This window comes from Thermostichus sp. MS-CIW-25 (genome assembly GCF_054060015.1).
Genome location: NZ_JBSSCS010000035.1, coordinates 1 through 20,882 on the forward strand (window position 1 = coordinate 1; position 20,882 = coordinate 20,882).

The 20,882-nt window shown below is 60.8% G+C and carries 15 protein-coding genes and 1 pseudogene; 7 read left to right on the top strand and 9 right to left on the bottom strand.

The window, feature by feature from the left end; all coding sequences use genetic code 11:
* Positions 1-734: pseudogene (locus tag ACVWZ1_RS11445) on the bottom strand (RNA-guided endonuclease TnpB family protein); the annotation flags it as partial.
* Positions 735-1,059: 325 nt separating this feature from the next.
* Between ACVWZ1_RS11445 and ACVWZ1_RS11450 the strand changes: the two are divergent.
* From ACVWZ1_RS11450 to ACVWZ1_RS11460, 3 genes are all read left to right on the top strand, one after another.
* The gene (locus ACVWZ1_RS11450; protein ID WP_083757636.1) at positions 1,060-1,227 is read left to right on the top strand and encodes a hypothetical protein; all 168 of its coding nucleotides are present in this window, start codon (positions 1,060-1,062) and stop codon (positions 1,225-1,227) included.
* A 120-nt stretch (positions 1,228-1,347) separates the two neighbouring features.
* Complete coding sequence (gene recJ, locus ACVWZ1_RS11455) at positions 1,348-3,624, top strand: single-stranded-DNA-specific exonuclease RecJ (RefSeq protein ID WP_457467220.1); 2,277 nt, start codon at positions 1,348-1,350, stop codon at positions 3,622-3,624.
* Between the two features lie 134 nt (positions 3,625-3,758).
* Positions 3,759-7,058, top strand: coding sequence for an AAA family ATPase (locus ACVWZ1_RS11460; protein ID WP_457503419.1), 3,300 nt, complete (start codon positions 3,759-3,761; stop codon positions 7,056-7,058).
* On the opposite strand, the gene ACVWZ1_RS11465 is transcribed toward ACVWZ1_RS11460, so the two are convergent.
* The 6 genes from ACVWZ1_RS11465 to ACVWZ1_RS11490 form a co-directional block, all read right to left on the bottom strand.
* Entirely contained in the window at positions 7,055-7,504 is a 450-nt protein-coding gene (locus tag ACVWZ1_RS11465) for a GerW family sporulation protein (RefSeq protein ID WP_414358213.1), read from the bottom strand. The genes ACVWZ1_RS11460 and ACVWZ1_RS11465 overlap by 4 nt on opposite strands.
* 55 nt (positions 7,505-7,559) lie before the next feature.
* Positions 7,560-7,823, bottom strand: a complete 264-nt coding sequence (locus ACVWZ1_RS11470) for a DUF2973 domain-containing protein (RefSeq protein WP_414358210.1) — start codon at positions 7,821-7,823, stop codon at positions 7,560-7,562.
* Positions 7,823-8,134 carry a DUF2605 domain-containing protein gene (locus tag ACVWZ1_RS11475; protein WP_457467222.1) on the bottom strand — a complete coding sequence of 104 codons (312 nt, stop codon included), beginning with the start codon at positions 8,132-8,134 and terminating at the stop codon, positions 7,823-7,825. The genes ACVWZ1_RS11470 and ACVWZ1_RS11475 overlap by 1 nt, the downstream gene beginning before the upstream one ends.
* 50 nt (positions 8,135-8,184) lie before the next feature.
* Positions 8,185-9,681, bottom strand: coding sequence for a cobaltochelatase subunit CobN (locus ACVWZ1_RS11480; RefSeq protein WP_457503421.1), 1,497 nt, complete (start codon positions 9,679-9,681; stop codon positions 8,185-8,187).
* 35 nt (positions 9,682-9,716) lie between these two features.
* Positions 9,717-10,895 (bottom strand): transaldolase, encoded by a 1,179-nt coding sequence (locus ACVWZ1_RS11485; RefSeq protein WP_457503422.1) that lies wholly within the window; start codon positions 10,893-10,895, stop codon positions 9,717-9,719.
* Between the two features lie 290 nt (positions 10,896-11,185).
* Positions 11,186-12,139 carry an RluA family pseudouridine synthase gene (locus ACVWZ1_RS11490; RefSeq protein WP_457467225.1) on the bottom strand — a complete coding sequence of 318 codons (954 nt, stop codon included), beginning with the start codon at positions 12,137-12,139 and terminating at the stop codon, positions 11,186-11,188.
* 373 nt (positions 12,140-12,512) lie between these two features.
* On the opposite strand from ACVWZ1_RS11490, the gene ppsA reads away from it, so the two are divergent.
* Both ppsA and ACVWZ1_RS11500 read left to right on the top strand, forming a co-directional pair.
* Positions 12,513-14,972: a phosphoenolpyruvate synthase gene (gene ppsA / locus ACVWZ1_RS11495; RefSeq protein ID WP_414409165.1), complete on the top strand. Its 2,460-nt coding sequence runs from the start codon at positions 12,513-12,515 to the stop codon at positions 14,970-14,972.
* Positions 14,973-15,053: 81 nt separating this feature from the next.
* Positions 15,054-16,328: a dihydrolipoamide acetyltransferase family protein gene (locus ACVWZ1_RS11500; RefSeq protein WP_457467226.1), complete on the top strand. Its 1,275-nt coding sequence runs from the start codon at positions 15,054-15,056 to the stop codon at positions 16,326-16,328.
* Positions 16,329-16,419: 91 nt separating this feature from the next.
* Here ACVWZ1_RS11500 and lipA read toward each other — a convergent pair whose 3' ends face one another.
* Positions 16,420-17,313, bottom strand: coding sequence for a lipoyl synthase (lipA, locus tag ACVWZ1_RS11505; protein WP_457467227.1), 894 nt, complete (start codon positions 17,311-17,313; stop codon positions 16,420-16,422).
* A gap of 175 nt (positions 17,314-17,488) precedes the next feature.
* On the opposite strand from lipA, the gene tkt reads away from it, so the two are divergent.
* On the top strand, positions 17,489-19,489 hold the full coding sequence (gene tkt, locus ACVWZ1_RS11510; RefSeq protein ID WP_414428205.1) for a transketolase: 2,001 nt from the start codon (positions 17,489-17,491) through the stop codon (positions 19,487-19,489).
* Between the two features lie 407 nt (positions 19,490-19,896).
* Here tkt and ACVWZ1_RS11515 read toward each other — a convergent pair whose 3' ends face one another.
* A complete protein-coding gene (locus ACVWZ1_RS11515) occupies positions 19,897-20,025 on the bottom strand; it encodes a hypothetical protein (RefSeq protein ID WP_011432750.1) in 129 nt (42 codons plus the stop codon).
* 184 nt (positions 20,026-20,209) lie between these two features.
* Here ACVWZ1_RS11515 and ACVWZ1_RS11520 point away from each other — a divergent pair, with 184 nt between their 5' ends.
* A complete protein-coding gene (locus ACVWZ1_RS11520; protein WP_414344337.1) occupies positions 20,210-20,695 on the top strand; it encodes a hypothetical protein in 486 nt (161 codons plus the stop codon).
* Positions 20,696-20,882: the final 187 nt, after the last annotated feature.

Below are 20,882 nucleotides of genomic sequence, written 5' to 3' on the forward strand. Positions count from 1 at the left end.
TCCTTGCCAGACAGCCGTTGCAACAGTTCTCTGCATCTGCGCCGCGAACTGCGGGTGCCCTTACTGGCTTTGCGTTGAAGTACCGCCCTCAACCGGGAGTAGCGCTCTCGGACTCTGCTCAACTGCTGTCCATGCCAGTTATCTCCTTCCGTTCGCGCAAGCGGGACGGAGTCCTTTGTATGAGCAATATCCGTCCTGCCCAAATCCACCCCCAGCACTCTGTCCGTGCGTTGCGGTGGGCACGGTTCCGTTTCCACACAGATCTGAATGGAGTAGGAACCGTCTTTGCGCTTGACCAGAGTGGCGGATTTGGGGTTGGAGCCTGCCAACTGTTCTCTCTGGTAACGGCCAATCGCTAGCTCAAAGCGTTCTCTTCCATCAACCGTGGTCAGCGACACCGTCCAGTCTTTCTCGCGAAACGAAAAGATACGTGCATCGTAGGTAGCGAAGCCACCCTTGAACACTTTGACGGGGCGGTTTTTCTGTCGGGCAACTTTACGGGCACCGGCCAGCCGTCTGCAGACCTGCTGGGCCAAGTTACTGGACAAGCCGAACCGGGCACGGATTTCGCGGTAGCACACAGACTGGAGCTTAACGGCGTTGGCGACTTTCTCGGGTGTGTTCTGGTTGACCCAGTTCAACGCCTGCACAAAGGCATCCATTGTCGCATCCAACTTTGCAGCTTGCGACTGGGACACCTTGAGCTTGCAGGAGACGGTCAGGACTTGGGTCATGGTTCTATCATAACTTCCGCATTCCTCCCGACCCTCGTCCTACGGACAGAGGGCGGGGCTCCTGCGATTTCTAGCTGAGGACAGGTAGGGCTATGAAAGGGGCGCGCAGACCGGTCAAATCCATCTGAGAGGGTTTCCCGGGCTCTCACCCCCAGCCTCTGTTCCAAAGGGAGAGGGGAGTGTTGCCGTGATTTGGAATGGCTACAGACGCAAATGAGTCTGATTCTTGTTTCAGCATCGTTGCCGAGCAACCGCTAGGGTGTAGAGACGCGGATCTTCGACAAGAGGATCCCTAGGAAAAAACGAGAAAGAAGGAGAGAAAATCATGTCTGCCAGCACCCTTGTCCGTTGCGCCTGTGAACACTGCAACTGCAGCTTCGAGAGCAGCCAAGGCTATCGCTACGAAGGTCAACTCTACTGCAGCGAAGCCTGTGCCACCCACAATCACGAGCACCCTTCCGCCTGTTGTGTGGCTTCTCACTGCTGCCAGTAGGGTTCAAGGTAGCCCATCATCCCCAGCCCTTTCCTCTGGGATCCATTTCCCCCCTGGGCCGTTTTTGATAGGCTCCTGAGAAGTTCTACTCTTGTCGGCCAAGGGGTCGGCCTAGCTTGCATGGATTACGGCTGGCGCGAAGATACTCCGCACCGCTGGGAGCTGCTGCCCACTCCCCCCCAGTTCAATCTGGAGCTGAGCCGGGAATACGGCAAGTATGCGGCCAAGGTGATGGCCCTGCGGGGTCTGCACACTTGGGAGCAAGCGCGGGCCTTCGCGGATCCCGAATACTATTCCCCCACACCGTCGGGATCCCTGCCAGATCTGGAGCGGGCGGTGGCACGGCTGCTACAGGCGCGGGAAAGGGGAGAGACCCTGTGCATTTGGGGGGACTTTGACTGCGATGGTGTCACCAGCACCAGTCTTCTGCTCTCGGTGTTACAACCCTTGGGCTTCCGAGTCCAGTTCACCATACCGCTGCGCAGTACCGAAGGGCACGGCCTCAACCCTCAACGGCTGCAGCAGGTGCTGGCCCAGGGCTGCCAAGTGATCCTGACGGTGGATTGCGGGGTGGGCAATGCTGCCGAAATTGCCATGGCCCAAGCCCAGGGGGTGGACGTGATCGTGACGGATCACCACATGCTGCCGGATCCCTTGCCCGCTGCCTATGCGGTGGTCAACCCCTTGCGATTGCCGGCTGAACATCCGCTGCGCTTCTTGCCGGGGGTGGGAGTGGCCTACAAGTTGGCGGAGGCGCTTTACGAAGCACTGGGGATCCCTGGTGTCGGGCAGCACCTGGATCTGGTGGCGGTGGGAATCGTGGCCGATGTGGCGGTGTTGCAGCGGGAGTGCCGCTACTTGGTGCAGCGGGGCCTGCCGGTGCTGGCCAAGACGCAGCGTCCGGGGCTGCAGGCTCTCCTGGCTCGGGTTGACAACGGCCAATCCCAGGGGGTGCCGACAGCCCAAGATATTGCCTTTCGCCTTGCTCCCAAGCTGAATGCAATTGGCCGATTGGAAGATGCCAGCCTGGCGGTGGAGCTGCTGACCACCCCCGATCCAGAGCGCGCCCAGGCCCTGGTGCAGCACTTTGTCGCCCTCAATGAGGAGCGTAAGCACCTCACCCAGCAGGTGATCCAGGAGGCCAGCCAACAAGTGGAGAGCATGGATCTGGCCCGAGAAGGAGCCATTGTTTTGGCCGAAGCCGGCTGGAACCCAGGGGTTCTGGGGATCGCGGCGGCGCGCTTGGTGGAGCAGTATAACTGCCCAACGGTGTTGATCGCCAAAGACGAAGCGGCGGGACGGGGCTATGGGTCGGGCCGTTCCCTGCCGGGGGTGAACCTGGTGGAGGCCATCGAGGCTGTGCGCCCCCTGTTGCTGGGGGGAGGTGGACACCCTATGGCAGCCGGGATCCAAGTGGATCTCTCTTGCCTGGCCGCCGTACAACTGGCTTTGCGGCGGGAGCTGGCCGCGCGGGTCAGCCCGGATCAGCAGGCTCGCGCCTTGGCGGTGGAGATTATCCTCGACTGGGAGCTACTGGTCTCTCAGGATCGGGACGGGGTGGCAGAGCTGGATGAGGTGTATCGGCAGGTGCAGCTTCTGCAGCCCTTTGGGCACGGCAACCCCAACCCCGTCGTAGCCCTGATGAATGTTCGCTGCGGCAGCGTTAAGTTGGGGATTTCTCAGAATGGTCGCCACCTGAAGTTTGAGCTGGGATCCCGTACCCTGTGGTTTTGGCAAGCCGGAGAAGAGCTGGAGCGCTGGCAAAAATGCCAGGCTTTGGACATCGCCCTACAGTTGGAGGCGGATGACCGGGGCAGACAGCCTTGGCAGGGCAAAGTGCTGGCGGTGCGCCCTGCGGGAGAGTGGCAGGCACCCACCATTTCCGCCCCTCGCCTACAGATCCAAGATTTTCGGCAGAAACCCCTGCCGGATTCGCAGCAGGGGGCCATCTGTTACGACGGGCAGGAGGCCGAGAACTTTGTTCCACCACCCAAAGGGAAAGAGCTGGTACTGGCCCGCTGGCCCTGGCTACCGGCGGACTTGGCACAACTGCTGCAACAGGTACAGCCCCGAACCCTGATCCTGGCCGCTTCTGCCTCCCCCTGGGAGCAGATCCCCGCCCGAGTCAACTGGCTGATGCAACAGTGGCAGGCAGGCCAACGGGATCCCGACGAGCTGGCTGCGGCAACCGGCTTTCCCCGGCAGTGGCTGGCGGAACTGGACAGTCCGGAGCAGATCCCCACGCTGCTGATGGGCCGCCTTCAGGAATCCCAAGCCTTTCACCGCTGGCTGGATGAGGCTAGCCCCACCCAGATTGCCCAACTGTGTCAGCGGCTAATGCAATCGGATCCCCTCTCAAGAGAGACAAGAGAGAAAAGAGAAAAGAACGGAGAGTAGTGAGAAGGGAGTATCCTCACTCCTCTCTCCTCACTTCTCACTCCTCATTGTTGCTCCCCACCGCTGACGCGATACTCTGGATCAAATGGCTCAACCTCATTTTTTCCAGCAACCAGAGCCCCTCAGAGTTTTCTGTGATCCCGGTTCGCCTAACCTTGCACAATTTTCTCTGTTACGCTCACGCCGTTTTGGATCTGCGCGGGATCCACACCGCCTGTATCTGTGGCCCCAATGGGGCAGGCAAGTCCGCCCTGCTCGACGCCCTCACCTGGGGCCTCTGGGGGCAAAGCCGGGCCAGCAACGATAGCGATCTCATCCGCAAGGGGGCCAGCGAAGCCTGGGTAGAGGTGATCTACCGCTCCCGAGGACAAACCTACCGCATCCTGCGCAGCCGTCATCTATCGGGCGAGGGATCCCTGGAGTGGCAAATTCAAACCGGAGAAACCGACGGCCAACCTCGCTGGCGTAGCTTGACCCGCCGCGGCATGCGCGCCACCCAACAGGCCATTCAAAGTCAGCTCAGCCTCGACTACGAGACCTTTATTCACTCCGCCTATCTGCGACAAGGACAAGCAGATGCCTTCACTCTGAAGCGTCCCGGCGAGCGCAAGCAGATCTTGGCCGACATGCTCAAGTTGGGGCAGTACGATTTGCTGGCCGACCGCTGCCGGGAACAGGCGCGCAGTGCCAAACTCAAAGCCGATCTGCTCCAAGAGCGCCTGCAGCAGCTCAACCAACAACAGGCCCACGTTGGCCAAATCCAAGCTGAGCTGGAGCGACTCCAACAACGGCAAACTCATCTGCAGCAGCTCCTAGCCCAGCAACAGCAGGAATTGCAAGCCCTAGAGCGCCTCTACGAACATCGCTGCATCCTGCAGGAGCGCCACCAACACCTTACCCAACACTTGCAAAAGCTCGGCACCAACCTACAGCACACCGAGCAACAGTGGCGTGCCCAGCGACAGCACCTGCTCCAGTTGGAAGAGCTGATCGCCCAGAGTGAAGACATCCTGGCGGGTTACGAACGCTACCAAGCCCTGATGGCCCAAGATCGCCATCTCCACCACCTCTTCGAGCAACAGCAGCATCTGCTCCAAGAACGCCAAAAGCTGCAAGCCGAGCAAGCAGAGCAGCAACAGCAGCAACTGCGCAAGATGCAACGGCTGCAACAGGAGTTGGCCACCTGCCAAGCCCAGGCCCAAGCCGATGCCCAATTGCTGGCAGAACAGGAGCGCATCGAAATCGGCCTGCGCCACTACCAGCAAGCTCAAGAGCGTCTCCAGGCCCTGAACCAAGCCCAAGCTCAAGCCGCCGTCCTTCTCCAGCAGCAACAGCATTGGCAAGAGCAAATCCGCCGCGAGCGGGAACGCCTGCAAGCCCGCGTTCAGCTTCTCAGCCAGCAACTACAAAGCCAGGAAACTCTAGCCCAACAGCAGCAGCAACTGGAGCAGAAAATCGCCGAAGGAGAGGCCGCCTTGGCAGAGCTGGAGCGACGGCGTCTCTACCAGCAGCGGGTGTTGGAAAAAGTCCAAGAACGGCGGCTGTTCGTGCAAAAGCTCCAGGAACGCCAGCGGGTTCTCCAGCAACAGTGGCAACAGGAAGAAGAACGCTGCCGCCTGTTGGTGACCACCTGGGAGGAAGGTCAAGAGGTGTTTTCCGCTCAAAGTGCTCCGCGCAGCGAACGAGATCAGGTCACCCCCACTTTGGCAAGAGTGACAGCCCTTGTCGAGGAGGCAGCAGAACAAGAGGAGGGATCCCCGGCCCTATCTTCTGTCGGCCAGCCTGCCGAGCCATCCCCTGCAACGCCGACAGCAGAGCCGCAGGGATCCGGCTTTATGGCTCCGCAACGCCGTCGCAACTGGACTTGCCCCCTCTGCGCCCGTCCCCTCAGCCCGCGCCTGCGGGATGTGGTGCTGAAAAAACACCGCGAGCGTCAAGAGGAAATTGCCGGCGAACTGTTTGTTATCCGCGAACAACTGGCGGTGGCCGACCGGGAGATCGAACTCTTGCAAGAAGAATACCGCCGTCTTAGCCAAGAACTGGCCACTTGGGATGAGCGCCTGCACCTTCAAGGGCGATTGCAACAGCAGTGGGAAGCCGAGCAGGAGCGCTGTCGGCAAATCCAGCTCTGGCAAGCAGAGGCGGCAGAGTTGAGGGAAATCCTTGACCGGGAAGCTTACGCTCAAGAAGCTCGGCAACAGCTCCAGCAGATCCAGCAGGCCCTGCACCAACTGGGCTATGACGAGCGCGAGCACGCCCTACAACGGGGAGAACTGGAGCGCTGGCGCTGGGCCCTGGGCCGCTCTCAAGAACTCCGCAAGGCCCAAGAGCGCCGCTCTCACCTATGGGAGCAAATCGCCTCCCTACAGGCACAACTGGAAACCCTGCAACAGGTGGGATCCAAGGACTCCGTCCCGCCAGTGGGATCGGATTCTCCCCTGGCGGAGCGGTTGGCTCAGGTGGAACAGGCGTTAAACCACCTGGGCTACGATGGATCCCTGCACCAGCAGGTGAAAGCCGAACTGGCCCAAGCGCAGCTCTGGCCCGCGCGCCTGCAAGCCCTACAGGTGGCCCGCCAGGAACTGCCGGAGGTGGCAGCCCGCACCCAAGCCCTATCCCAACGCCTGCAGGAAAGCCGCCAGCACTTTGCCCAAGCCACCCAAGAGTTGGAACGGCTTCAGCAACAACTGGCGGAGCATCCCGAGGTTTTGCCTGCTCAGCTGGAAGGGATCCGCCAAACCCTGCGGGAGCACCGCCGGCGGCTGGATGAGGTGCTGTCTCAGATAGGGGCTGCCCAGCAACGGCTACAACAGGCGGTTCAACAGCAGGCGGAGCAAGCCGAGCTGGAACAACAACTGCAGCAGGCCCGCCGCCAGCAGCAGGTGTACCAAGAGCTGGCCAATGCCTATGGTCGCAACGGCATCCCCGCCCTGATCGTCGAAAATGTCCTGCCGGAGCTGGAAGCCCAGGCCAACCAGATCTTGGCCCGCCTGACCCAACACCGCCTGCACCTGCAATTTGTAACCCAGCGCTCCGGGCGACGCTATTGCTCACCGGCCAAGCTGTTCTCGGTAGCCGGACGGAGCTCTTGCGACACCCTCGACATTCTCATCGCCGATCCCCACGGCACCCGCCCCTACGAGACCTACTCCGGCGGAGAAGCCTTCCGCATCAACTTCGCCATTCGCCTGGCCCTGTCCCGCCTGCTCACCCAGCGCTCGGGATCCGATCTGCAAACGCTGCTCATCGACGAGGGGTTTGGATCCCAGGATGCCACCGGACGCGCCCAACTGCTGGCCGCCATCAACGCCATCGCCCCCGACTTTGCCTGCATCTTGGTGATCACCCACATCCCCAGCCTGCAGGATGCTTTCCCCCACCGCATCGAGGTACAGCCCTCTCCCCAGGGATCCCGCCTTCACATTCGCGGCTAGCCGGGCCGGTCGGATGGGATCCCGGCACGAGTCTGCAGCCACTGCTGCAACAGGGGTACCAAGGCCTCGCTGAGTTGGTTCCACTGGTCGGGCTTCTGGGCGGTGGTCAGCAGCTCCACCCGCTCCCCCCGAATCACCAGAAAGCCAACCGGCTCGATGCGCACCCCGCCCCCTGCTCCCCCGAACAGGCTGGCCGGATCCCCGCCGTTGCCGCGAAAGCCAGAAGCAGTTTTGCCGAAGTTGCCCCCTCCCCCACCCAAGCCGAAATGTAGGGACATGTAGGGGACGATGATCGTCTCGCCAATGGTGATCGGCTGGCCAAAGGTTTGTCCCGTTTCCGCCAAAACCTTCAGCTTGCTGAGCACCGCTTCCAGTACGGCTTCCACGTTGAAGTCGGATCCCATCTCGGTTGACTTGCCCACCAGACGCTTGGGCAGATGGCGCACGGCACCTTTCCAGGCTACTGCAGCCCCTCCAAGAGAGGAAGCCCAAGAAACTCCCCTAGTCTTCGTCCGGCGAGCCGGAATAGAGATCTTCCAAACGGCTGCGGGCTTCTTCCAAGCTGGCCGAGCGAATCACCAGCAGAGGCTCTTCGGTGAGGTTGCCATCTTCATCCAGCAGCTCTGGGTGAGGGATCCGCTGGCGGGCGCGACGGGGAGAGGTCTTGCGCTCTTCCACGCCCAACGTGATGACATTGGCAACCAAGTTGCGCAGGGCCAAAAAGGCAATGGCCACAAAAGCGATGAGGTAGAGAATCTGCAGCATCACAGGTCAGAGGAGGGGTGAATCTGGCGAAATCGACGGCCCAATTCGGCACATTTCATCAGCAGGCGATGCCATTTTGCCATCAGCCCAGGGTCGATGCCAACCTCTTGATCGGACGCCTGATAAAGCGCTTCGGCCACCTGTATCTCCGCTTGAGCGTCCAGAACCTGTTCCAGCAAGGACTGCTGCTCCTCTGGGCTGATCAATTCCAGGGTCTCTTCCTGCAAAAAGCGGCGAGAACGCTCAAACCAGTAGCGGTAGTCTTCCAGCAGCGGCCCCAGAATCTCCCGCAACAGCTCGGCTTTGCTCATGGCCTGGGATCCCTCCACAACTGGTTTGGATGAGAAAAGCTTAGCAGAACTTAACCTTCTTTCGCCACAGGGGGGCAGGATTCCAGGTAGGCTTCCATCTCCAGCATCAAGGCTTCGATCTGGGGCAGCAGCTCTGGGGCCTGCTCTTGCCAGTAGCCCCGCTGGTGGGCTTCCAGCAGCCGCTCGCTCATGTCCCGCAGCGCCCAAGGGTTGTGGGATCGCAGGAACTCCTGGACTTGGGGATCCAATAGGTAGGCGCGGGCCAGCCCTGCGTACATGAAATCCGGCACAGCGTGGGTAGTGACATCGTAGGCGAAGAGATAGTCCAGGGTGGCGGCCATCTCGAAAGCGCCTTTGTAGCCGTGGCGCATAACACCGGCAATCCACTTGGGGTTGATCACGCGGGAGCGATAGACCCGGTCGATTTCTTCGGCCAGGGTGCGGATCTTAGGGTTGTGGGGACGGGCGTGATCCCCGAAGTAAATCCGCGGGTTGCGGCCCTGGAGCGTTCGCACTGCCGCCACCATCCCCCCTTGAAACTGGTAGTAGTCATCGGAGTCCAGCAGGTCGTGCTCGCGGTTGTCTTGGTTGTGGAGCACAATTTGCAGGTGGGCCAATTGCCGCCGCAGGGCTTCGGGGGCCGGCTCTCCCTCGCCATCGGCCCGGTAGGCGTAGCTGCTCCAGTTGAGGTAGGCGCGGGCCAGATCCGCTTCTGTTTCCCAGTTTTGCGCCTCGATCAGCCCCTGTAGGCCGGCCCCGTAGGCCCCTGGCTTGGAACCGAAGATGCGCAGCCGCGCCCGCTCCGCCGCTGCTTGCGTTGGGATCCCTTGCTCCTGCCAGTACTGGGTATCGGCCAGCACGTGGGCCCGCAGGGGATTGTCGGCTTCTGGCTCCTCCAGGTCAGCCACGGCCTGCACGGCCCGGTCAAACAGGGCAATCAGATTGGGAAAGGCATCGCGAAAGAAGCCAGAAATGCGCAAGGTTACATCCACACGGGGGCGGCCCAAAACCGCTACAGGCAGGATCTCGATGTCCACCACCCGTCCTCCATCCCAGCGGGGTTTGACCCCCAAGAGCGCCAGGGCCTCGGCCCAATCGTCGCCGCCAGTTCTTAGAGTTGAAGTGCCCCAAACGGATAGGCCCAGGCGACGGGGATATTCCCCCTGCTCTTGCACGTAGCGCTCCACCAGCCGCTCGGCGGCCAGTGAGCCGACCTGCCAGGCGGTGGGGGTGGGGATGGCGCGAATGTCCACCGAGTAAAAGTTGCGCCCCGTGGGCAACACGTCCACTCGGCCTCGGGTGGGGGCGCCGGAAGGGCCGCTGGGCACATAGCCGCCCCCTAGCCCATGCAGCAGGTTCTCCAGCTCCTGGGGGGTTTGCTGCAGGCGCGGCAGCAGATCCGTCTCGATCCAATGCAGCACCTGCCTGGCTGCTGGCCCCGGCGGCGGATCGTAAGGGATCCCTTGCAGCCGCTGGGCAATCCACAGGCGGGCTTGTGCCTCCAGGGCGGCCACCCCGTCTCCGATGTGGCGAAAGTTCTCGCCCATAGACCTTGAGGTTTTCCCAGGCCGGCTGCCAGCGGCTAATTCTTCAGATAGACCGCCGCCCCTAGGCCGACCAACATTTCCTCAGGGGTAATTTTGCCATCTTGGTTGGTATCCAGGGCATCGAAAACGCGATCTGCCCCCATCCACTCCTCGCGGGTGATGAAGCCATCCCCATCCAGGTCGTAGAGGCGGAAGACATCCTGGGCGGCGTGGGTAATGGTTTCCTTGGCACCCTCCAGCTTCTGCAGCCGCTCGGTGAGCAGTTTTTCCAGCACCTCCAGCGCTTTGGAGAAGCCCTGGATCCCTTCTTCCAGCTTTTCTGAGGCCATGCGGTTTTCCCGGTGCATCTGGTCGAAGGTGGCTCTGTCCATCACCAGGCGGGGAATATCCATCTGCTTGGCTTTTTCTGGATCCAACTTGCGCTCCAGGTGACCCTCGGTGTTTTGCAGCTCCGCCAGCAGCGCCGGTGAGATGGTGAGAAGATCGCAGCCGGCCAACTCGATGATCTCCCCGATGTTGCGGAAGCTGGCCCCCATCACTTCCGTCGGAAAATCGTATTTGCGGAAGTAGTTGTAAATCTGGGTCACCGACTGCACCCCCGGATCTTCGGCAGGAGGGTAGCTCTCCCGGCCCGTGTGTTTCTTGTACCAATCCAAGATGCGGCCCACAAAGGGCGAGATCAGCTTCACCCCCGCTTCGGCGCAGGCGATGGCCTGGTGTAGGCCAAACAACAGGGTGAGGTTGCAATGGATCCCTTCTTTTTCCAGGATCTCGGCAGCTCGGATCCCTTCCCAAGTCGAGGCAATTTTAATCAGCACCCGGCTGGGATCCGCTCCTGCTGCCTTGTACAGCTCGATCAGATGGCGGGCCTTGGCGACCGTAGCTTCCGTGTCGTAGGAGAGGCGGGCATCCACCTCCGTCGAGACCCGGCCAGGAATGATGGACAAAATGCGCACGCCGAAGGCTACCGCCAATTGATCGATGGCATGGGCCACCACGGTTTTGATGTCGGCTTTGGATCCCAGTTCTTGGCGGGCCTTGAGCAAGGTTTCATCGACAATGCCCTGGTACTGGGGCATTTGGGCAGCCGCTGTGATCAAAGAGGGGTTGGTGGTGGCATCTTGAGGCTTAAAGCTCTCGATGGCGTTGATATCACCCGTATCGGCGACCACGACAGTCATCTGTCGCAATTGCTCCAGCAAGCTCTTGCTCATGTTCGGCTCCTTGAGATTGCGCTACGCGCCGCTTCTGCGACCTAGTTTCAGTGTTACCCATCCCATTCAGGGATCCCAGCAGATGTGAGATTGTCTTAATTCTCTTCTCTGGCCGGGTTCACCCCCACGGGTGTGGGGACAACTGGGCATACTCGTTTCAAACAAGATGAAGACCCTTCGCCGCTGACCCTCACCCCTTGCGGGCGAGGGGAGCTGGGGATCAACCAACCAGCTGTTCCACAGCCGTTTGCAATGACCAGGCAAAGCAAGGGGGAAACCCCAGAGGCTGCCTAGCCCGCCTGGCTGCGCAACTGCCGCAAGAGCCGCTCAAACTCCTCCGGCAGGGGAGCGGTAAACTGCATCGGCTGGCCTGTGCGCGGGTGAACAAAGGAGAGCTTCCAGGCATGGAGAGCTTGGCCGCTCAGTTTGACAGGGCTGGTTTTGCTCTGGGTGTAGAGGGGATCCCCGACAATCGGCAGGCGCAAATGGGCAGCATGAACCCGAATTTGATGGGTGCGCCCCGTCTCCAGCTCAAACTGCATCAGGGTGTAGTTGCCCAGGCGCTCCAGCACCTGCCAGTGGGTTACCGCCGCTCGCCCTTGGCCGGGGGGCAGGACGGCCATCTTTTGCCGATCCACCGGGTGCCTCCCAATGGGGGCAGAGACGGTGCCTTGGCTTTGGGCCGGCCGGCCAAACACCACCCCCAAGTAGATGCGCCGGGCGGTTTTGGCCTGGATCTGGGCTTGTAGGTGCTGGTGGGCCTGATCGTGTTTGGCGATCACCAGCGCGCCGGTGGTGTCTTTGTCGAGGCGATGCACAATGCCCGGACGCTGTTCGCCGTTGATGCCCGACAGGCGGGGACAATGGGCCAGCAGCGCGTGAACCAGTGTGCCGCTGGGATGGCCGGGAGCCGGATGCACTACCAGATCGCGGGGTTTGTTGAGCACAATCAGGTCGTCATCTTCGTAGAGAATGTCCAGCGGGATCCGCTCCGGCTCCAGTCTCGAAGGGGTAACCGCCGGGATCCGCACCTCAATCCGATCCCCCGTTTGCAAGGCGCGATTTTTATCCAGGCAGGGCTTCCCATTCAGCCAAACCTGCCCCGCCCGAATGAGCTGTTGCAGGCGCGAGCGAGACAAATCGGGGAGTTGCTCCGCCAAGCCTCGATCCAGCCGGGATCCCTGCTGTTTCTCGGTTACCGTTACCTGTCGAACCTCCACCGGCAGATCCTGGTGGCTTTCCATGCCCGACCGATTTGCCCTGTTGCGGAAACTGTCTTTTTTCATTGTGGCAGTTTGTTATTTTTGCTTGAAGTAAAAAAGGGCAAAGATTTGTGGCAACTTCGCCGAGGCAGCTTTCCCAGAATCCTGTTTGGTTCATCCCCTTTTGAGCCCTTTCTTCCCGATTTTCTGGGCATCGCAGCCGGAGAAAAAACCTCAGTAGAGTGAGAGTAAAGCCCATCGGGAGAAGCCGGGCCGACTTCTGGCCCAGAGGGAGTCTTTCTCTCGCACGCAATCGTCCTGAGGATGTCACCACAACATCGATTTCTCGATTGCAGATTGCGATGGGCTCAATCGTCCGAGGACAAGGGGTTCAATTCGCACAGGGAGGTGAGGCATGTCGGATAGAGCAACCGTGGGATCCCGGCCTCAACAAGACCCTCAGTTCTTGTCAGAGCTGCCTTTGGTCTTGCCACTGACGGAGGTGGGGCTGAGAGATATCGCCCAGGTGGGCGGGAAAAATGCCTCTCTGGGGGAGATGCTCCAACAGTTGGCTCCACAAGGGATCCAGGTGCCCACAGGATTTGCCACCACGGCCCATGCGTATCGCCAGTTCATCGCCTCTGCGGGTTTGGAGGAAAAGCTGCGCGAGATCTTTCGGGATCTCGACATTGAAGACGTGAACAACCTGCGCCATCGCGGCAAGGCTGCCCGCACCTTAATTCTGCAGACTCCCTTCCCCCCTCAGCTAGAGCAGGCCATCACGGAAGCCTACCAGAAGCTGTGCGAGCGCTACGGCCCCGACACCGATGTGGCAGTGCGCTCCAGCGCCACGGCAGAAGACTTGCCGGATGCCAGCTTTGCCGGCCAGCAGGAGACCTACCTGAACGTGCATGGGGTGCGGGCGGTGCTCAACGCCTGCCACCACTGTTTTGCCAGCCTGTTTACCGACCGGGCCATTTCCTACCGCCAAATCAAGGGCTTTGACCACTTTCAAGTGGCCCTTTCGGTGGGGGTGCAGAAGATGGTGCGCTCCGACCTGGCCTGTTCGGGGGTGATGTTCTCCATCGACCCGGAAACCGGCTTCAAAGACGCAGTGCTCATCACCGCCGCCTATGGTCTGGGGGAAAACGTGGTGCAAGGGATCGTCAACCCCGACGAATACGTGGTGTTCAAACCTACCCTCAAGCGGGGCCTGCGACCCCTTCTCTCCCGCAAGCTGGGCAGCAAAGCCCTGAAGCTCGTCTACGACGAGGGGGGATCCCGTTCCACCAAAAACGTGGCTGTCCCCGAAAGCCTGCGCAAGCAATATGCCCTCAGGGATGAGGAAATCCTCAAATTGGCCCAGTGGGCCTGCTTGATCGAGGAGCACTACTCGGCACAGCGGGGCCATTTCACGCCGATGGACATCGAGTGGGCCAAAGATGGCCTCACCGGGGAGCTGTTTATCGTGCAGGCCCGCCCCGAAACGGTGCAATCGCAAAAAGCGGCCAACCGGCTGACCACCTATCGCTTCACCCAGCCGGAAGTGCGGCCCGAACCTCTGGTGCGGGGGCGGGCGGTGGGCGAGGCCATCGGCCAGGGTACAGCCCGCCTTATCTTGGATGTGCGCCGCTCGGATCAGTTTCAGGCCGGCGAGGTGCTGGTGACCGAGAAGACGGATCCCGACTGGGAGCCCATCATGAAGAAAGCCAGCGCCATCGTCACCAACCAGGGGGGCAGAACCTGCCATGCGGCCATCATCGCCCGCGAGCTGGGGATCCCGGCCATTGTTGGCTGCGGCAACGCCACCCAGGTGCTCAGCTCCGGCCAGCCCATCACCATTTCCTGCGCCGAGGGAGAAGAAGGGCGGGTTTATCCCGGCTTGCTGCCCTATGAAGTGAGCGAGATCCCCCTGGAGAAGCTGCCCCGTCCCCGCACCCAACTGATGATGAATGTGGGCAACCCCGAAAAAGCCTTCGGCCTCAGCGGGATCCCTTGCGATGGGGTCGGGCTGGCGCGGCTGGAGTTCATCATCGCCAACCACATTCAAGTCCACCCGCTGGCTTTGCTCAACTATGAGCAGGCGGTGAAGGAGGAGCCTCGCCTGGCGGAGCTGACCGCCCAATATCCCGATAAGCCTGAATACTTTGTGGATAAGCTGGCCCAAGGGGTGAGCACCATCGCCGCCGCCTTCTATCCCAAGCCGGTGATCGTGCGGCTGTCGGATTTCAAAAGCAACGAATATGCCCACCTGCTGGGGGGATCCCGCTACGAGCCCCACGAGGAAAACCCGATGATCGGCTGGCGGGGGGCTTCCCGCTACACGGATCCCCGCTACCGTGAGGGCTTTGCCTTGGAGTGTCGGGCCATGAAACGGGTGCGGGATGAGATGGGCCTGACCAACGTGATCTTGATGATCCCCTTCTGCCGCACGCCGGAAGAGGGGCACAAGGTGCTGGAAGAGATGGCCCGCCATGGCCTGGTGCGGGGAGAAAACGGTCTGCAGGTGTACGTGATGTGTGAATTGCCCAGCAACGTCATCCTGGCCGACGCGTTTTGCCAGATCTTCGACGGCTTCTCCATCGGCTCCAACGACCTCACCCAGCTCACTCTGGGCCTGGATCGCGACTCAGCCCTGGTGGCCCACCTTTTTGACGAGCGCAACGAGGCCGTCAGGCGGATGATCGCCCAGGTGATCCAGACGGTGAAAAGCCATGGCCGCAAGATCGGCATCTGCGGGCAGGCCCCCAGCGACTACCCCGACTTCGCCCGCTTCCTGGTGCAGGCGGGGATCGATTCCATCAGCCTCAACCCCGATTCCCTGCTGAAAACCCTGCTGGTGGTGGCCGAAGCAGAAGCGGCTGGCGCCCGGTGAGCCCAAAGCCGGCCCAGGGACGTGCGCGGGGATCCCGTCTCCTGAGTTACAATCTCTTCTGCTGTGTTCCCATCCCCATCGATGATCCACGAACTCTCCATGCCGGCCCTCAGCTCCACCATGGAAACGGGCAAGATCATCACCTGGCTTAAGAACCCCGGCGACCGCGTGGAGAAAGGAGAAAACATCCTGGTGGTGGAGTCCGACAAAGCGGACATGGACGTGGAGTCCTTCCACAGCGGCATCCTGGCCAGTATCCTGGTGCCGGCAGGGGAATCAGCCCCGGTGGGCGCCCCCATTGCCCTGATTGCCGAAAGCGAAGCGGAAGTGGCCCAAGCTCAGGAAAAAGCCAAAGCCCTCGCTGCTGGCGTTACCCCTGCGGCTCCACCTAGCGCAGACCGCGCCTCTGCAGCTCAGCCGACAAGTCCTGCCCCTGCGGCAACCCCCACCTCTACACTGCCAAATGGATCGGATGGCGCCGGATCCCAGCGGATCGTGGCTTCCCCGCGGGCGAAAAAATTGGCGGAAAGCCTGGGGATCGATCTGCGCACCGTGCGCGGCTCCGGCCCCAACGGTCGCATCATAGCCGAAGACGTGGAGCGGGCAGCGGCCCTTTCCGCTCCTGCAGTGGCTGCCCCCTCTGCCCCAGCCCCTACGTCCCCAACTCCTGCGGCTGTCCCCTTGGGAGAAACGGTTCCCCTCAGCACTTTACAAGCGGCGGTGGTGCGCAATATGAACGCCAGCCTGGGCGTGCCAGTGTTCCACGTCGGCTACACCATCACCACCGACAACTTGGATCAGCTGTACCAACAGGTAAAGCCTAAGGGGGTGACCCTGACGGCCCTTTTGGTCAAAGCGGTGGCCCTGACCCTGGAGAAGCATCCCCTTTTGAATGCCAGCTACACAGAAAACGGCATCCATTACAAATCGGATATCAACATCGCCGTGGCCGTGGCCATGGAGGATGGCGGGCTGATCACCCCTGTCCTAAAGCAAGCCAACCGGCTGGATCTGTATGAGATCTCCCGCCGCTGGAAGGATCTGGTGGAGCGGGCGCGGCGTAAGCAACTGCAGCCAGAGGAGTACACCAGCGGCACCTTCACCCTCTCCAACCTGGGCATGTTTGGGGTGGATCGCTTCGATGCCATTTTGCCGCCCAACCAGGGATCCATTTTGGCCATCGGCGCTTCTCGCCCCACGGTAGTAGCGACACCGGAAAAAGCGATTGCCATCCGCTCCCAGATGCAAGTGAACCTTACCTGTGATCACCGCGTCATCTACGGGGCTCATGCGGCGGCTTTCCTGCAGGATCTGGCCCAGTTGTTAGAACAAAATGTGGGATCCCTGACGTTGTAGCCGCCCTGAAACCCGGCCTTGAGCCAATCTCAGAGTAGGGTTCTTCTCTCGCGCAACCCACAAGGTCGGGCAGCCGGCGAGGCCCCAGCGCTCAGGAGCTCCTCCTGGGAAAGCGCTGCATCAACTCTTGCACAGCCTCGGCATGGTAGGAGCTGCGGGTTAGGGGCGAAGACACCACCTGCAAAAAGCCCAGTTCCTCTCCCACCCGTCGCCAATGGTCAAACTCCTCTGGGGTGACATAGCGCTCCACCGGCAAGTGCTTGGGGCTGGGAGCCAGATACTGGCCCAAGGTGAGAATGTCACACCCTGCCCGGCGCAGATCCCGCATCACCTGCAAGATCTCCTCGGCTGTCTCTCCCAGACCCAACATCACCCCCGACTTGGTGTACAGGCCGGGATCCCATTGCCGTGCCAACTCCAACAGTTTGAGGGAGCGCTCGTAGTTCCCTTGCGGGCGTACACGGCGATAGAGGCGGGGCACCGTTTCGGTATTGTGGTTGAGCACCGTCGGTCGGGCTGCCAGGATCTGCTGCAGCGCCTGCCAGTTACCGCACAGATCTGGGATCAGGACTTCGATGGTCGTCTGGGGCATGCGGCGACGGATTTCCGCAATGCAGGCCACAAACTGGCTGGCTCCCCCATCGGGCAGGTCGTCCCGATTCACTGATGTAATTACCGCATGGCGCAACCCCAAGCGCTCCACTGCTTCCGCCACCCGCCGGGGTTCGGTGGCATCCAGGGGCAGGGGGCGTTTGGTGAAGTCGATATCGCAGTAGGGGCAGGCGCGGGTACAGGCCGGGCCCATGATCAAAAAGGTGGCGGTGCCGTTGGCAAAACACTCCCCCAGGTTGGGACAGGAAGCTTCTTCGCAAACCGTGTTCAGGCCCAAGTCCCGCAGCAGTTGCTGGACGGATCCCACCCGTTGAGGGGCCTTGGCCCGCAGCCAGGAGGGTTTGCCGCCAGGAGAAGAAGAAACAACGGTCAAAGAAGTGCTCCAGCACAAAACAGCAGCGACGGTATCACTCAGCTTAGCCTGCCATTTGGCCCCGTTGGAATTTGGACAAAGCCAATTTCCGGGCCCAATTGATCCCTGCCGCCTCGGAAGCACGACCCAAAACGCGGCATACTGGAAAGCAAATGTCGAGCGATAGGGATCCCACATGGTTGTTGCTGCTCCTCCCTCTCTGGAACAACTTGCCATCAACACGATTCGCTTTTTGGCGGTGGATGCTGTTCAGAAGGCCAACTCCGGCCACCCCGGCCTACCGATGGGAGCAGCACCCATGGCCTATGTGTTGTGGCAGCAGTTCATGAAGTTCAACCCCCGCAACCCCAAGTGGGTGGATCGGGATCGCTTTGTGCTCTCGGCGGGGCATGGCTGCATGCTGCAGTACGCGCTGCTGCACCTAACCGGCTTCGATGTAAGCCTGGAGGACATTAAGCAGTTCCGCCAGTGGGGATCCAAAACCCCCGGCCACCCGGAAAACTTTGAAACTCCGGGGGTAGAGGTCACCACCGGCCCGCTGGGGCAAGGGGTGGGTAACGCGGTTGGGCTGGCGATTGCCGAGGCCCATCTGGCCGCCCGCTTCAACAAGCCCGGCCACACCATTGTGGATCACTACACCTACGTGATCTTGGGGGATGGCTGCAACATGGAGGGGGTGGCTTCCGAAGCAGCTTCTTTGGCCGGCCACCTGCAACTGGGCAAGCTGATCATGCTCTACGACAGCAACCACATCTCCATCGACGGCAGCACAGAAATCGCCTTTACGGAAGATGTGGGCAAACGCTATGAAGCCTACGGCTGGCACGTGCAAAAGGTAGACGACGGCAACCACGACCTGAAGGGGATCGCCGAGGCCATCCAAAAAGCCAAGGAAGTCACCAACAAGCCTTCTTTGATCATTGTCGAGACCACCATCGGCTACGGATCCCCCAACAAGGCCGGCAGCGAGAGCGTCCATGGGGCACCCCTGGGGCCGGAAGAGGTGAAGCTCACCAAACAAAACCTGGGTTGGCCTCTGGAGCCGGAGTTTTACATTCCCGACGAGGTGCTGGCCCACTTCCGCCAGGCCATCGAAAAAGGGGCCAAGGCCGAGGCCGAGTGGAACGAGCGCTTCGCCGCCTACGAGAAGGCTTACCCCGAAGAGGCCGCCGAGTTCAAGCGCATCATGGCCGGGGAGCTGCCGGTGGGCTGGAAAGAAGCGCTGGCCCCCATTGCCGAAACCGGCAGAGAATCCACCCGCAACCTCTCCAAGTTTTGTCTGAATGCCTTGGCCAAAGCGGTGCCGGAACTGCTGGGGGGATCCGCAGATCTCGCCCACTCCAACATGACCTATTTAAAAGGGATCCCAGAGTTTCAGGCTGGATCTTACGAGGGGCGCAACTTCCGCTTTGGGGTGCGGGAACACGGCATGGGAGCCATTGCCAACGGCATGGCGCTTCATGGAGGTCTCATCCCTTACGACGCCACCTTTTTGATCTTCACCGACTACATGCGGCCTGCCATCCGCCTGTCCGCCCTCTCGCAGGTGCGGGTGCTGCACGTCATGACCCACGACTCCGTCGCCTTGGGGGAAGATGGCCCCACTCACCAGCCGGTGGAAACTTTGGCCTCCCTGCGGGCCATTCCCAATCTCTATGTGCTGCGCCCGGCAGATGCCCGCGAAACGGTGGGATCTTACCAGGTGGCCCTAGAAGCCAAGACCACCCCTTCTGTGCTGGTGTTCACCCGGCAGGCGGTCAACCCGGTGGAGGGCACCTCTGTTGAAGGCGTAGCCAAAGGGGCCTATGTGGTGGTGGATGCCCCCAATCCAGAGCTGATCTTGATCGCCACCGGCTCTGAACTGGAGCTGGCGGTGAAAGCTGCAGCCCAACTAAAGCAGGAAGGCCGGGCCGTGCGGGTGGTCTCTATGCCCTGTATGGAGCTGTTTGAGGCCCAGCCCCAGAGCTACCGCGATTCCGTTCTGCCCCCCAACGTCACCAAGCGCGTCTCCGTCGAGGCAGGCTGCACCTTCGGCTGGCACAAGTACCTGGGGTTTGAGGGGGTGGCCATTGGCATCGATCGCTTTGGCGCTTCCGCCCCCGGCCCGGTGTGTATGGAGAAGTTCGGCTTCACGGTGGAAAACGTGGTCAACACTGCCCGCCGGTTGCTGGGCTGAGGGCACTTTACCCCTTCCTCGGCACTTTCAAGGGGCTCAGCAGGGATCCCTTCTCTGCTGGGCTTTTTTCCCTGTTGAGCCTGCTGCCCAGCGGCGTGACCCGGACAGGCGTAGCGAACCTCGCATCAACCAATCAGCAGGACTTCCAAAGCATCCGGATCTGCTTCTTTCTGTAGGGCAGCCATGGCGGAGAACGCAGTCGAGGGCGGCTTCCTGCCCCGCAGACAACACCTTTGCCTTGAGGACATCTTCAACCATGGCGGGGATGATCCTTGAAGGCAAGTTGGAAGTCGAGCAGGCTGCCACCATCGCCTTGAAATCGCCTTGAAGAAGAAACTTTGGCTTCCGCCGCCGTGCTGAGGTGCTTGTGCCGGCTGCAGACACAAACAGCTTTGCCTACTGTTTGCCTACTGTAGGAACCCCGCCAGTAAAATCACCGCGGCTCCCACGGCAGCCAAAATCGTCAGCGCCCGGCCCGCGTCGGCACTGCCCTTCCACGAGAAGTTTTTCTCCGACTTTTTCGGTTCTGCTGGCATGGCCATGCCTCCCTTTGCATTGCCAACTCTAACTTAACTTCCCCTCCACGGGATCTTAGCTGGTTGGGGCATACCCTGGAAAAAACAGCAGCCATCTGGCCCGGCCAGCCGTTTTTGGGAACAATACAAGCAGGCAAGGGATCCAACTCCCACCAGTCTGGAAGCACATCCTGAGGCGAAAGCCATGAGCTATGCAGAACGGAGCAAAAGAATGGTTTTGACGTTGGCGACTCTGCTGGGCGGCTGGGTTGGCGGAGGGTTGTTGCAGGGATCCCTCTGGGTTGCCGCTCAGCCTACCTTTCAGACAGTGCCGTTGCCGCGCTTACCGGTGGGTGTCGATCAATTGGTTTTTGATCGCCCAGTGGCCCGCTTCAACCCCGACCTGCCGGCAGAGCTGGTGATCCGCAATCGCACCGGTCTGCCTTTGGAATACGGCTTTACCGATCCCCGCCAGAAAGTCTCGGAACTGCCTGCAGGCGAAACGTTGCGCCTGAGCAACCTGTTGATCCCCAATTGCATGGCCATCAACACGCCGATGTTGGCTCCTGTGGGCTACCAGGTGAGCGTGGATTCTTTCAACGTGATCACCGTAGAGGTGCGGCTGGTCAACGATGTCTCCGGCGACCACTGCCTCGATCTGCAAGCGACAGGGGCTATTTTTGTGAATTGAGATGAGCTGATACCCATCGATTACCCATCGAACACAAGTTAAGTCAAATCCTTCAAAGGGATCCCTTACATCCTCACCTACAGTCATCTTCTGGCCTTTGCCAGGATGGACATGGGATCCCACACGGCAGATGGCAGTTGACTTTGCCCGGTTTTGACGCTGGGATTGAGTCTATTGGAGAGCCGAT

What these genes read in the sequence shown, in the direction of transcription:
- ACVWZ1_RS11520 (WP_414344337.1), top strand. Translation starts at nt 20,210, where the DNA reads ATGAGCTATGCAGAACGGAGCAAAAGAATGGTTTTGACGTTGGCGACT.
- ACVWZ1_RS11500 (WP_457467226.1), top strand. Translation starts at nt 15,054, where the DNA reads ATGATCCACGAACTCTCCATGCCGGCCCTCAGCTCCACCATGGAAACG.
- ACVWZ1_RS11490 (WP_457467225.1), bottom strand. Translation starts at nt 12,139, where the DNA reads ATGGAAAGCCACCAGGATCTGCCGGTGGAGGTTCGACAGGTAACGGTA.
- ACVWZ1_RS11450 (WP_083757636.1), top strand. Translation starts at nt 1,060, where the DNA reads ATGTCTGCCAGCACCCTTGTCCGTTGCGCCTGTGAACACTGCAACTGC.
- ACVWZ1_RS11515 (WP_011432750.1), bottom strand. Translation starts at nt 20,025, where the DNA reads ATGCCAGCAGAACCGAAAAAGTCGGAGAAAAACTTCTCGTGGAAGGGC.
- recJ (WP_457467220.1), top strand. Translation starts at nt 1,348, where the DNA reads ATGGATTACGGCTGGCGCGAAGATACTCCGCACCGCTGGGAGCTGCTG.
- tkt (WP_414428205.1), top strand. Translation starts at nt 17,489, where the DNA reads ATGGTTGTTGCTGCTCCTCCCTCTCTGGAACAACTTGCCATCAACACG.
- ACVWZ1_RS11470 (WP_414358210.1), bottom strand. Translation starts at nt 7,823, where the DNA reads ATGCTGCAGATTCTCTACCTCATCGCTTTTGTGGCCATTGCCTTTTTG.
- ppsA (WP_414409165.1), top strand. Translation starts at nt 12,513, where the DNA reads ATGTCGGATAGAGCAACCGTGGGATCCCGGCCTCAACAAGACCCTCAG.
- ACVWZ1_RS11475 (WP_457467222.1), bottom strand. Translation starts at nt 8,134, where the DNA reads ATGAGCAAAGCCGAGCTGTTGCGGGAGATTCTGGGGCCGCTGCTGGAA.
- ACVWZ1_RS11485 (WP_457503422.1), bottom strand. Translation starts at nt 10,895, where the DNA reads ATGAGCAAGAGCTTGCTGGAGCAATTGCGACAGATGACTGTCGTGGTC.
- ACVWZ1_RS11480 (WP_457503421.1), bottom strand. Translation starts at nt 9,681, where the DNA reads ATGGGCGAGAACTTTCGCCACATCGGAGACGGGGTGGCCGCCCTGGAG.